The organism is Mesorhizobium sp. YIM 152430 (assembly GCF_029210365.1).
Lineage (GTDB): Bacteria > Pseudomonadota > Alphaproteobacteria > Rhizobiales > Rhizobiaceae > Aliihoeflea.
Genome location: NZ_JARGES010000055.1, coordinates 149,465 through 162,026 on the forward strand (window position 1 = coordinate 149,465; position 12,562 = coordinate 162,026).

Annotated in this window: 12 protein-coding genes; 8 read left to right on the plus strand and 4 right to left on the minus strand. The window is 62.9% G+C overall.

Features of this window, described 5'->3' with window-relative positions:
- Positions 1-84 precede the first annotated feature (84 nt).
- Positions 85-696 carry a transglutaminase-like cysteine peptidase gene (locus tag PZ895_RS17270; RefSeq protein WP_275840220.1) on the plus strand — a complete coding sequence of 204 codons (612 nt, stop codon included), beginning with the start codon at positions 85-87 and terminating at the stop codon, positions 694-696.
- A 90-nt stretch (positions 697-786) separates the two neighbouring features.
- On the opposite strand, the gene PZ895_RS17275 is transcribed toward PZ895_RS17270, so the two are convergent.
- On the minus strand, positions 787-1,311 hold the full coding sequence (locus PZ895_RS17275; protein ID WP_275840221.1) for a gamma carbonic anhydrase family protein: 525 nt from the start codon (positions 1,309-1,311) through the stop codon (positions 787-789).
- 97 nt (positions 1,312-1,408) lie between these two features.
- On the opposite strand from PZ895_RS17275, the gene PZ895_RS17280 reads away from it, so the two are divergent.
- Positions 1,409-2,140 carry a hypothetical protein gene (locus PZ895_RS17280; protein ID WP_275840222.1) on the plus strand — a complete coding sequence of 244 codons (732 nt, stop codon included), beginning with the start codon at positions 1,409-1,411 and terminating at the stop codon, positions 2,138-2,140.
- On the opposite strand, the gene PZ895_RS17285 is transcribed toward PZ895_RS17280, so the two are convergent.
- A complete protein-coding gene (locus PZ895_RS17285; protein WP_024585360.1) occupies positions 2,141-2,350 on the minus strand; it encodes a DUF3126 family protein in 210 nt (69 codons plus the stop codon).
- 97 nt (positions 2,351-2,447) lie between these two features.
- Positions 2,448-3,278 (minus strand): serine O-acetyltransferase, encoded by an 831-nt coding sequence (cysE, locus tag PZ895_RS17290; protein ID WP_275840223.1) that lies wholly within the window; start codon positions 3,276-3,278, stop codon positions 2,448-2,450.
- Positions 3,279-3,378: 100 nt separating this feature from the next.
- On the opposite strand from cysE, the gene PZ895_RS17295 reads away from it, so the two are divergent.
- Positions 3,379-4,179, plus strand: coding sequence for an enoyl-CoA hydratase-related protein (locus PZ895_RS17295; RefSeq protein WP_275840224.1), 801 nt, complete (start codon positions 3,379-3,381; stop codon positions 4,177-4,179).
- A 236-nt stretch (positions 4,180-4,415) separates the two neighbouring features.
- Positions 4,416-6,470 (plus strand): bifunctional diguanylate cyclase/phosphodiesterase, encoded by a 2,055-nt coding sequence (locus tag PZ895_RS17300; protein ID WP_275840225.1) that lies wholly within the window; start codon positions 4,416-4,418, stop codon positions 6,468-6,470.
- 23 nt (positions 6,471-6,493) lie between these two features.
- On the opposite strand, the gene PZ895_RS17305 is transcribed toward PZ895_RS17300, so the two are convergent.
- Positions 6,494-7,309, minus strand: a complete 816-nt coding sequence (locus PZ895_RS17305; protein ID WP_275840226.1) for an IclR family transcriptional regulator — start codon at positions 7,307-7,309, stop codon at positions 6,494-6,496.
- A gap of 119 nt (positions 7,310-7,428) precedes the next feature.
- Between PZ895_RS17305 and PZ895_RS17310 the strand changes: the two genes are divergently transcribed.
- The 4 genes from PZ895_RS17310 to PZ895_RS17325 all read left to right on the plus strand — a co-directional run bounded on the left by PZ895_RS17310 (position 7,429) and on the right by PZ895_RS17325 (position 12,562).
- Complete coding sequence (locus tag PZ895_RS17310) at positions 7,429-8,955, plus strand: M81 family metallopeptidase (RefSeq protein WP_275840227.1); 1,527 nt, start codon at positions 7,429-7,431, stop codon at positions 8,953-8,955.
- 77 nt (positions 8,956-9,032) lie between these two features.
- The gene (locus PZ895_RS17315; RefSeq protein WP_275840228.1) at positions 9,033-10,658 is read left to right on the plus strand and encodes an ABC transporter substrate-binding protein; all 1,626 of its coding nucleotides are present in this window, start codon (positions 9,033-9,035) and stop codon (positions 10,656-10,658) included.
- 78 nt (positions 10,659-10,736) lie between these two features.
- Positions 10,737-11,678, plus strand: coding sequence for an ABC transporter permease (locus PZ895_RS17320; RefSeq protein ID WP_275840229.1), 942 nt, complete (start codon positions 10,737-10,739; stop codon positions 11,676-11,678).
- Between the two features lie 29 nt (positions 11,679-11,707).
- Positions 11,708-12,562, plus strand: coding sequence for an ABC transporter permease (locus PZ895_RS17325; RefSeq protein ID WP_275840289.1), 855 nt, complete (start codon positions 11,708-11,710; stop codon positions 12,560-12,562).

Below are 12,562 nucleotides of genomic sequence, written 5' to 3' on the forward strand. Positions count from 1 at the left end.
TGATTTTACTACAAACTACACTTGACTTTTCGCGCAGAATAAATCCGTACCTGTCATTGTCTCTCCAAACGGGGAGACGATACGATGGGGAATTCGAAGTATAGCAAAGTCGCGCTGGCCTTGGCAGGTCTTTTTGCCATGGTCGCGACGACCGCCGCCGCACAGCCTTTCATGCATGTCGGCGGCCTGACCACGCAGCCTGTCGGCCACTATGATTTCTGTCAGCGGAAGCCGGCCGAATGCCAGCCGACCGCGGATGCCGACGCGCCGACGGAACTGAGCCGCGAATTGTGGGCCGAAATCGTCAATGTCAACAACATGGTCAATCTGGCCGTGCGCCCGCGCACCGACATGGAAATGTGGGGTGTCGAGGAATACTGGTCCTATCCGGTCAACGGCTATGGCGATTGCGAGGACTATGCGCTCGAAAAGCGCAAGCGCCTGATCGAGAAGGGCGTGCCGGCTTCGAACCTGTTGATGACCGTCGTTCGCCAGCCCAATGGCGACGGTCACGCGGTCCTCGTCGTCCACACCTCGATGGGTGACTTCGTCCTCGACAATCTGGAACTGCGCGTCCTGCGCTGGAACGAGACCGAATACAGCTTCCTGAAGCGCCAGTCGTCGCGTCATGCCGGAATGTGGGTCGGCATCAATGACGACCGTGACATTCTGGTCGGCAGCGTCGCTGCCCGCTGATTTGTGGGGATAGCCCGGTCGAGCCCCCTACTCCCCGTCCGTTCGACCTGGCTGGAGCCGGTTCTTCCCCGAGAACCGGCTCCAACTTTTTCAGTCGATGCGCTTCATGCCCTTGGTGAAGCGCTTGCCATTGGCGACATAGCTCGCCGACGAAGCGCGCAACGCATCCTCGTTCGACAGCGTGCGGATAGCCTTGGCGGGCGAGCCGACGATCAGCGAATTGTCGGGAAACTCCTTGCCTTCGGTGACGAGCGCCCCGGCGCCGACCAGCGAGTTCCTGCCGATCCTTGCACCGTTGAGGATGATCGCACCCATGCCGACCAGAGAATTGTCGCCGATCGTGCAGCCGTGCAGAATCGCGCGATGGCCGATGGTGCAGCCCTTGCCCACGGTCAGCGGGTAGCCCGGATCGGTGTGCATCATCGTGTGTTCCTGCACGTTGGAATCGTCGCCGATCTCGATGCGTTCATTGTCGCCGCGCAGCACGGCCCCGAACCAGATGCCGACATTGCTCCCGAGCGTCACCTTGCCGATCACATGTGCATCCGGCGCGATCCAGTTGGTGTCGCGATCCTCGAATTGCGGCCCGACGCCGTCGAGTTCATAGACCGGCATTGTTTTCCTCCAGGCGGTTGCTTTACGCCGCGTTTACCATGTTCACGCAAGGATGGAACCGCCGATCCGGCAGGCGAACACTCCCGAACCGAGCGCGATGACCGACTTCACACGTTTCGACAATGCGACCATCGAGGAAGTCGGCAACGGCTTCATGGTGAAGATTTTCTATATCTTCGTTGCGCTGGCACTGCTTTCGATCGGCATCAGCTATGCCGGCAAGACCTTCGGCAGCGCGATCGCGCTTGCCGGCCACACGGACGATCGGACGATTCAGGGCGTGGTGATCGATGGGGAGATGATCGCGGTCCCGGCCAACATGATCCGCTTTGCGAGCGACCGCCGGTCCGGCGAGGCGAGACGACTCGACCTTTATCTTTCCTGGCCGCGCCTCGAAGGCTATTCCGAAGACGAGCGCGCCCTCTTCAATCATGCCGGCGAGGATCATCGCATCGTCTTCGCCAGCTTCGAGCCGCGTTCGATGCCGCTCGACATGTCGAGCCGGCTGACGCCGATCTATCGTCTCCTGATCGAAGAGCCGGGGGAGCCGGCGGAAGCCGGGCTTGTCGCCCATCGCTTCATCGCGGCATCGGGCTATGGCGACGAGATCCTGATCGTCGACCCGACGCGTTTCGCCGCTCCCTTCGTGGCGCGCTGCCTGACTGGAGCGGAAGCCGATACCGCGCTGGCGCCTTGCGAGCGCGATATCGATGTGGGTGCCAATCTGTCGCTGCGCTACCGCTTCCCGCGGGCGCTGCTCGAGGACTGGAAGGCGCTGGATGCCGGGATGCGTGCCTTCGCCGCGAAGGCACTGCAACCGGCGACGTGATCAGGCCAGATCGACGTCGAGGATCGCCATCGAGAAGTTATAGGACAGTTCCCCGTCATCCTCGTCCTTGAAGATGATTCCCAGGAACTCGTCGCCGACATAAAGTTCGCAGGAATCGTCCTTGCGCGGGCGTGCCTTCACTTCGAGTTGCGGGTTCTGGAACGTCCGCTTGAAATAGGCGTCGAGCTTTCGGATTTCTTCCGGTTTCAATGGGATTACTCCGGTCCTGGTTGGAAAGAGAGGGGCTTCTGGCACGCACTCGACGGGCATGTAAAGCCAAAAGCGCCCCTTTCAACCCGGCGTCGGGTCAACCTTGCGAGGCTTGCGGGTTGAGAAGCTGGTCCATTGCCCGTGAGGGTTCCTCGCAACCCGCCTCGCCTACGATCCGGGCCGGCACGCCGGCGACGGTCTTGTTGTTGGGCACCGATTGAAGCACGACGGAGCCTGCCGCCACTTTCGTGCAATGACCGATCTCGATATTGCCGAGAATCTTCGCGCCCGCGCCGATGAGAACGCCATGACGGATTTTCGGATGCCGATCGCCCCCCGCCTTGCCTGTCCCGCCGAGCGTCACGCCATGCAGAATGGAGACGTCATCCTCGATGACGGCCGTTTCGCCGACCACCAGGCCCGTCGCGTGGTCGATGAAGATGCCTTTGCCCATGACGGCGGCGGGGTGGATGTCGGTTTGGAAGATCGCGGACGAACGGCTTTGCAGATAGAGCGCGAAATCCTTGCGTCCCCGCCCCCAAAGCCAATGCGCGAGCCGGTGCGTCTGGATCGCGTGAAATCCCTTGAAATAGAGGATCGGCATAAGGAACCGGTCGCAGGCGGGGTCGCGGTCGAAATACGCCTGGATGTCGACCCGCACGATCGAACTCCAGTCGGGATTGTCGCGCAGCATCGCCTTGTAGGTCTGCCGGATCAGGTCTGCGCCGAGATCCTGATGATGCAGACGCTCCGAAAGGCGATGGATTACCGCCTCCTCGAGACTGTCCTGGTTGAGGATGGTTGCGTAAAGAAATGCGGACAACAGCGGATCGGCGGCGACCGCATCGGCGGCTTCCTGGCGCACGGCGCTCCAGATCGGATCGACCGGCTGAACCTGCTGGCTGCGCGCCTTCATCGAGATGGTCATCGGCTTCCCCTGTTGTCGGCCTTGGCAGTCGTGAAATTCTAGTCCACACACGGCGCGGTTTGAACTCAGATTTCCTTAACTTGGCTTCAGGTGGCGTAAATTGTCCGAGATTCAAGACGGTTTGGTAAAGCCCGGCTTTCATGTCAACCGATCGGGCCATGTCGTTTCGCTCCAGATGGCGCGTCCCGACAAGAAGAACGCGCTCACCGAATCCATGTGGCTTGACCTCGCGCTCATTTTCGAGACGCTCGGTCGCGCGAACGACGTGCGCGCCATCGTTCTATCGGGCACCGGCGGCAATTTCTGCGCCGGGGCCGACATCGCCGAGTTCGACACTGCACGCCGCGGCCCGCGCGCGGCAACCTATGAGGCGGCGAATTCCCGTGCCTTCCGGGCGGTTCGAGACTGCCCGGTGCCGACGATCGCTGCGATCGATGGCATCTGCTTCGGCGGCGGTTTCGGGCTTGCTGCCGCCTGTGACCTTCGCATCGCCTCGCCGGGAGCCCTTTTCAGCGTGCCTGCGGCCAGGCTCGGCCTCGCCTATCCCGTGGATGCCATGGCCGACATCGTCCATGCACTCGGCCCCCAACTCTCTCGCTACATGACGTTTTCGGCCGGAAGACTCGATACTCCGACGGCGCTGACCCTCGGCTTCCTCCTTGAAGTCACCGACCAGCCGCCTGCGATCGACCGCGCCCGGGAAGTCGCGGAGACGATTGCCGCCAACGCGCCCCTGTCGGTCCGCGCGTCCAAGGCCGCCATCGCTGCGGTCCTGACGAACGATCCGGCCGACATTGCGCGGGCCGGCGAACTTGGCAGCGCGACCTTTTCCAGCGGCGACTATGAAGAAGGCCGTATCGCCTTCCGGGAAAAGCGCAAGCCGTCCTTCACGGGTAGCTAGGATGCGTTGATAGCCGGGTGCGCCGAAGGCAAACCCGCGCCGAGGGCTTCGGTCTGCGGCACCTCGGCGCTCAAGAACCTGTCTTCCTGGACGCGTCTATATCCAGATATCGAAACAGACCAGTTCAGCATTTACTTACCACACGAGGGTGTGATCGACGTGCGATAACGTCATTATCACACTTGTTAACCACCCCGCGTCTATCGTTTGGCTTCGACTGCATCGAGGGTGGTGACGTGCTGGAAGTAATCTCTTGTCTCGTCTACGAGCATGACTATCGGTTTGTGCTTTTGGCCGCCGCCATCTGCGTCGCCGGTTCCGTCATGTCGATGCGGCTCTTCGCGCGAACCCGGCGCACCACGGGCGCCCGACGCGCCAATTGGCTGTTCCTTGCCGGCGTGGTGTCCGGCAGCGCGATCTGGACGACCCATTTCGTCGCGATGATGGGCTATTCGCCGGCGCTCCAGCATGTCTACGACCCGGCGATCACGCTGATATCCCTCTTTCTGGCGATCGGTTTTTGCACCATCGGCATGGTGATTGCGGCAAGCACGCGCACCAGCCCTCTGATCGAGGTCGGCGGCGCCGTGCTCGGCCTCGGCATCGCCGTCATGCACTATACGGGCATGAGCGCGATGCGGGTGACCGCGGCGATGAACTGGGACACGACCCTCGTCGCGGTGTCGATCCTTCTGGGGGCGTCGTTCGGTGCAATTGCCATGAACCGCATCGCGCGTCCGGTCACGCGCTTTTGCCGCTACGGCGGCGCTCTGGCACTGATCCTGGGCATCGTGTCGATGCACTTCACCGGGATGGGCGCCCTGACGCTCGTGCCCGACCTGTCCATCGCCGTGCCGGAAAAAGGCATTTCGGACAGCCTGATGATCCTCGGTGTCCTCGCCGTCATGTCGCTGGTCATGGGCACCGGCCTGTCGAGCTACCTCATCGACAATCACAACGAAGTCGAAGCCGTCCAGCGCTATCGCCAGCTCGCCCTGCATGATGCCGTGACCGGCCTGCCGAACCGCCATCATCTGACCAGCAAGCTCGCCGAGATCATCGGCGGAGATTATGATGACACCTCGCGCGTCGCGGTGATCGGCATAGACCTCGATCGCTTCAAGGACATCAACGACGTGCATGGCCACGCGGCCGGCGACATGGTTTTGAAGATCATCGCCGAACGCCTGTCCGACTGCCTTCAGGAAGGGGAGTTCCTGGCCCGCGTCGGCGGCGACGAATTCGTCGCGGTCAAGACGAAGCTCTATCAGAAGGGCCAGGCGCTCGAATTCGCCACCCGGCTTCACGGTGTCGTCTGTCGGCAGATTGAAGACGACGCGCGCATCCTGACCGTTGGCGCCAGCCTCGGGGTTGCGTACTACCCCGACGATGCCCCGGACGCGCCGGCGCTGCTGACGCGCGCCGATCTCGCGATGTACCGCGCCAAGCAGTCGGCCTTCACCAGCATCTGCCGCTACGATTCCTCAATGGACGAAGCGAACCGGACGCGCTCTGCCCTTTCGCTGGAACTGCGCCATGCCGTCGAGCGCAACGAGCTGGAACTCTATTTCCAGCCGCAGAACGACGTCGCGTCGGGCGATCTGATCGGCTTCGAGGTGCTGGTCCGCTGGAACCATCCGCAGCGCGGCCTGGTCTCGCCGGTGGACTTCATTCCGCTGGCCGAGGAGACCGGGATGATCCTGCCGATCGGCGAATGGGTTCTGCGCGAATCCTGCGCTGAGGCCGCACGCTGGGATAAGCCGTACAAGATCGCCGTCAACGTCGCCTCGGCGCAGATTTCACAGGCCGACCTGCCCGCACTGGTCGACGAAATCCTTGCCAAGACCGGCCTGCCCGCCTCGCGACTGGAACTCGAAATCACCGAGTCGAGCATCATCGAGGACCACCACCATGCCCTTGCCGTCGTGCGCAAGCTGAAGGCCAGGGGCGTCAAGATCGCGATGGACGACTACGGCACGGGCTACTCGTCGCTTTCGACCCTCCAGAACTTTCCGTTCGACAAGATCAAGATCGACCGCTCCTTCATTTCCGACATCGACACCAGCGCACAGGCAATGGCGATCGTGCGCTCGACGATCATCCTGGCCGAGAGCCTGCAAATCCCCGTCTTGGCCGAAGGAGTCGAGAGTGCCTCGCATCTGCGATTCCTGCGCGATCAGGGCTGCCATGAGGCGCAGGGCTATTTCTTTGGCAAACCCGTGCCGCTCGCAAGCATCCAGTCGCTCGTCACCTCGACCGTGATCCAGATGCCCCTGTTGAAATCGGCATGAGACGGATTCGATTTCGCAACATCCTATCGTAAACGATTGATCGCATTGGCGGCCTCGACCGCCAACGGCGCGAAGCGGCTGCGAAACGCGTCCGGTGTCCATTCGCTGAGAGAACCGGCGACATGAATCGCTCCGAGCGGGCGCCCGCCCGGTCCCAGAACGGCGACGCCAATCGCCACTTCGCCGACCAGCACTTCCTCGACCGTCAGCGCATAGCCGGTTTGGCGCGCTTCACGCACCATTTCCCGAACTCCGCCGGGCGTCGTGATCGTCTTGTCGGTGAATGGCCGGCGGTCCGAGCGGGCAATGATGTCGTCGACCTGCGCGTCGGTCAGATGCGCCATGATTGCCCGCCCGCCCGACGTGCAGAAGGTCGGCACGGAATGGCCGACCAGCGTCGCGAAAAACGTCTCCCGCTTGCTTTGCAACCGTGCGGCATAGACGACGCGCAGATCGTCGAACAGGCTGAGGTCGACGCGCTCGCGTGCGTTCTTGCGCAGGTCGAGCAGAACCGGTGTCGCCCGCTCGATCAACTTGTTCAACCGCAGATAATCGACCGTGTGGTCCAGCACCCGGATGCCCGGAAGATAGCCCCTGCCCGTCTCGTCGCGCTCGATATAGCCGAGCGCGCGCAAAGTGTGGATGACGCGCTGCGCAGCGCTGCGCCCGGTTCCGCTCGCTTCCGCGATTTCGTTGAGGCTGAGCGGCTGTTCGGCCTTGTGAAACACCGACAGGACATGAAGTGCGCGGGCGATCGACTGGACGAACAGCGGATCGTCCATCTGCGCCTGGTCGAGCGGCCGCGCTCCGTCCTCTCCGCTGATGATGCTGCGATTCATACCTGCCCTTGAATGCCGGTTGACGGCGCGTCATACCATCACTACCGTTGAATTGCGATATATCTGTATCGCCTGTCGATACCAACTTTCGTCGGATGCTCCAACCGCACAGGACCTCAATGTCGAAGCGCGTGGCGATTGCCGGTTTTCTGCACGAAACCAACACTTTCGCGCCGTCGCGCGCCGCTTACGGGAATTTCGAGCAGGGCGGCGGCTATCTGCCGATGAGCCGCGGCGCGGAAATCACGCACCGCTGTAGCGGCGTCAACCTCGCCATCAGTGGTTTCGTCGACTATGCGAAAAGGGCCGGCTGGGAACTCGTGCCGCTGCTCTGGACCGGCGCCATTCCCTCGGCCCATGTCGAGCGGGACGCCTATGAGCGCATCGCCGGCGAAATCGCCGACCGTCTGCGCGCGGCGGGCGAGATCGACGGACTTCTTCTCGATCTTCACGGCGCGATGGTCGCCGAGCATCTGGACGATGGCGAGGGCGAACTTCTGAAGCGCCTGCGCGCGATCGTCGGCCCGCAAATCCCGATATCGGCCAGCCTCGACCTCCATGGCAACGTCACGCGCGACATGGTCGACGCCGCCGACATTCTCGTCGCCTTCCGCACCTATCCGCATGTCGACATGGCCGAAACCGGACTGCGGGCGGCCGAGCAACTCGACCGCCTGATGGCGCGCGGCAGGCCCTTTGCCAAGGCGTTCCGGCAGTTGCCGTTCCTGATCCCGATTCCGTGGCAATGCACGACGATCGAGCCGTCTAGGTCGCTATATGCCCAGATCGAGCGCGTCGAAGGCGGCAACGTGTCCAGCGCCTCGATCCTCACCGGCTTTCCGGCTGCGGATTTCGAGGATTGCCGGCCTTCGATCCTGGCCTATGCCGGGACGCAGGGCGAGGCGGACGCTGCCGCAGATGCGCTCGAACGCGCCTTCCTGGAGCGCGAGGGCAGCTTCGCCGGCAAGGCTTACGCGCCGCTCGAAGCGATTGCCGAAGCGGAACGTATTGCAGTCTCCGTCACACGGCCCGTCATCATTGCCGACACGCAGGACAATCCCGGAGCCGGCGGCGATTCCAACACGACCGGCATGTTGCGCGCGCTTCTTGAGAAAGACGTTCGAAACGCCGCCATCGGCCTCATCGTCGATCCCGCATCCGCAGCGCGGGCCCATGCGGCCGGCGAAGGCGCCGATATCGAACTGGCGCTCGGCGGCCAGTCCGGCATTCCCGGCGACGCACCGTTCAAGGCCACCTATCACGTTGACCGCCTGTCGGACGGCCGCTTCAAGGCCACCGGCCCTTATTACGGCGGCGCTGACATGAATCTCGGGCCTTCCGCCTGCCTCACCATCGACGGCGTGCGGATCGTGGTCTCCACCTACAAGGCCCAGATGGCGGATCGCGAAATGTATCGCTTCGTCGGGATCGAACCGGAAGACCAGGCGATCCTGGTCAACAAGAGTTCGGTCCATTTCCGTGCCGATTTCGAGCCGATCGCCGAAGCCGTTCTCGTGGCGACGGCACCCGGACCGATGGCGCTCGATCCGGCTGACCTTCCCTTTACGCGGCTGAAGCCTGGCCTCAGGCTGTCGCCGAACGGCCCCGCCTTCCAACCCGCGGAGGCTGCCCGACGCGCCGGCTGACCACGCGCGCTTCTACCAAAGCCGGCGTCAAGACCGGCATCCTGAACATTGGCGAAATCAATCGAAGAGGGTTACCGATGACATTCATTCCAAATGGCTTTTCCGGCTCGCTCCTGGCGAAGAGCCGTTCCATCGCGCTCGCAGCCGCGCTTGCTGCCTCCACGGCCATCGTGCCGGCCGGCACCGCGCTTGCACAGGACGGCGAGACGATCACCGCCGTCATGCATTCGGGTCTGCGCGTGCTCGACCCGATCATCACCACCGCTCACATCACCCGCAATCATGGCTACATGATCTATGACGTTCTGATCGCCATGGACGAGAATTTCGAGGTCCATCCGCAGATGGCCGAGTTCGAGGTCTCCGACGACGGCTTGACCTACACCTTCACGCTGCGCGACGGCCTGATGTTCCACGACGGAGAGCCGGTCACGGCTGCCGACGCCGTCGCCTCGCTCAACCGTTGGGGCGAGCGCGATTCGGGCGGACAGTTGATCTTCGACGTCACCGAAAGTCTCGAAGCCAGCGACGACAAGACAATCACCTGGACGTTGAGCGAGCCCTTCGCGCCGCTTCTCGACATCGTCGGCAAGCAGTCGGCCGTCCCGCCCTTCATCATGCCCGCGCGCGTCGCCGAAACGCCGTCAAGCGAGGCGATCACCGAATATGTCGGCTCCGGCCCCTTCACCTTCGTCGAAGAGGAGTTCGAACCGGGCGTTTCCGTCACCTATGCCAAATTCGAGGACTATGTGCCACGCGAGGAACCCGCGAACTGGATGTCGGGCGGCAAGGTCGTCAATGTCGACCGCGTCGTCTGGACCACGATGCCGGACGCGCAGACGGCGATGAACGCTCTGGTTTCGGGCGAGATCGACTATCTCGAACAGAGCCAGATCGACCTTCTGCCAATCCTGGAGGCGAGTCCCGACGTCGTCGTCGAGGTGCGTGATCCGCTCGGCTACCAGACAATGGGCCGCATGAACTTCAAGCATCCGCCCTTCGACGACGAGAAGATCCGCCAGGCCGCGCTGATGGCGATGGGCCAGGAATCCGTTCTGGCGACGCTCATCGGCAATCCTGAATATTACTCGCTTTGCGGCGCCATCTTCGGCTGCGGCACGCCGCTGGCATCCGAAACCGGCAGCGAGACCTTGAAGGCCGGCGGCGATCCCGAAGGCGCCCGCGCGCTTCTGGAGGAAGCGGGATACGACAACACGCCCGTCGTCCTGATGCAGCCGACCGACGTGACCACGCTGACGGCCCAGCCCGTCGTCGCGGCCCAGCAGCTTCGCGAGGCCGGTTTCAATGTCGACATGCAGGCGATGGACTGGCAGACCCTCGTCACCCGCCGCGCAAGCCAGGCAGCGCCGGCGGATGGCGGCTGGAACATCTTCTTCACCAACTGGATGGTCCCGGAGATTTCCTCCCCGCTGATCAACCCGATGGTGAATGGGCGCGGCGACGACGCCTGGTTCGGCTGGCCCGAAGATGCCGATCTGGAAGCCCTGCGCGACGAGTTCATCGCGGCTGACGATGCGGAAACGCAGGCCGAGGTCGCCGAGCGTATCCAGGCGCATGTCATTGAAACGGTGAACTACGTACCGCTCGGGCAATATCTGACCGTGCAGGCACGCCGCTCCAACATCGTCGACATGATCCAGTCGCCGGTTCCCGTCTTCTGGCAGATCGACAAGTCGGAATAGCGGCCTCCACCGCCTGGAGCTCCCGGCATTTGACGCCGGGAGCCTTCACGTTCCAGTCTCGTGAGGATCATTGAGCCCATGCTCGGTTATGTCATCCGGCGCATCCTCGCCGTCATTCCCGTGATGGCGATCGTCGCGGTTTTCGTATTCCTGCTTCTGCGCCTGACGCCGGGCGACCCAGCGGCCATCATCGCCGGCGATTCCGCCACGCCCGCCCAGCTCGAACGCATCCGTGAATCGCTCGGTCTCGCCGATCCGCTCCATATCCAGTTCGTCACCTGGATGGGCCAGCTATTGCAGGGGGATCTCGGCACGTCGATCATTTCGAACCAACCGGTCACGCGCCTGATCGGCCAGCGCATCTGGCCGACGCTTCAGATAGGCACGCTGACGATCCTCCTGTCGGTTCTGATCGCCGTCCCGCTCGGCGTCCTTGCCGCATGGCGGCACCGGACCTGGATCGACTACGCCGTGATGACCTTTTCGGTCCTTGGCTTTTCCATCCCGGTCTTCGTCATCGGCTATCTCTTCATCAAGCTCTTCGCGATCGACCTGCGCTGGCTGCCTGTGCAGGGCTATACATCGCCCTCCCAGGACCTTCAGGGCTTCCTGTCCCGCGCCGTCCTTCCCTGCCTTACGCTTGCCACTATCTATATCGCGCTGATCGCCCGCATGACCCGTGCCAGCCTGCTTGAAGTGCTCGGCGAGGATTATGTCCGCACCGCCCGCGCCAAGGGGGTCAAGGAGCACATCGTCCTCTTCCGCCATGCCCTTCGCAATGCAGCCGTGCCGATCATGACTATCATCGGCACCGGCTTCGCTCTTTTAATCTCCGGCGTGGTCGTGACGGAAAGCGTGTTCAACATTCCCGGCATCGGCCGCCTGACGGTCGATGCGATCCTGGCGCGCGACTACCCCGTCATCCAGGCGATGATCCTCCTGACGAGCGCAATCTACGTCTTCGTCAACCTGCTGATCGACCTTTCCTACACGCTCTTCGACCCGAGGATTCGCTACTGATGGCCGCTCACCCGCAACCGACCTCCGCCATGCAGGTCGTGCTCGGCGCGATCCAGCTTCCGCGCAACTGGCGGCTGGGTTTCGGCCCGATCCTCGCGGCCATCGTGCTCGTCCTGATCGTCATTGCCACCGCGTCGGCCTATCTCTACGTGCCGCACAATCCGATGAGCATGGACGCCCTCCAGCGCTTGAAAGGCCCGAGCGAAACCTACTGGCTCGGAACCGATCCATACGGCCGCGACCTCTTTTCGCGCGTCATGGTTGGCGGCCAGGTTTCGCTTCTGATCGGCATCGGCGCGGCCATCGTTTCGGTCATCATCGGCCTCCTGATCGGTCTCGTTTCCGGCTTCTTCCGCCTGGCCGACGCCATCATCATGCGCATCATGGATGCGCTGATGGCGATCCCGTCGATCCTGCTCGCCATCGCGCTGGTCGCGCTCAACGGGCCGAGTATCTGGTCGGTGATCTTCGCCATCACCATTCCGGAAATCCCGCGCGTGGTGCGGCTCGTGCGCTCCGTCGTCCTGTCGGCGCGCGAGGAACCCTATGTCGAAGCCGCGATCGCGCTCGGCTCGTCCATGCCGAAGATATTGTGGAAGCACCTGATGCCGAACACGCTCGCCCCGCTCATCGTCCAGGGCACCTATATCTGCGCCTCGGCGATCCTGACCGAAGCGATCCTCTCCTTCCTCGGCGCGGGCGTTTCGACCGAAATCCCGACTTGGGGCAACATCATGGCCGAGGGTCGCCTGTTCTTCCAGATCAAGCCGGAACTCATCTTCTGGCCGGGCCTGATGCTGTCGCTGTGCATCCTTTCGATCAACCTTCTCGGCGACACCGCGCGCGATCTGCTCGACCCGCGTCTCAAGAAGCGGGAGGCTTAG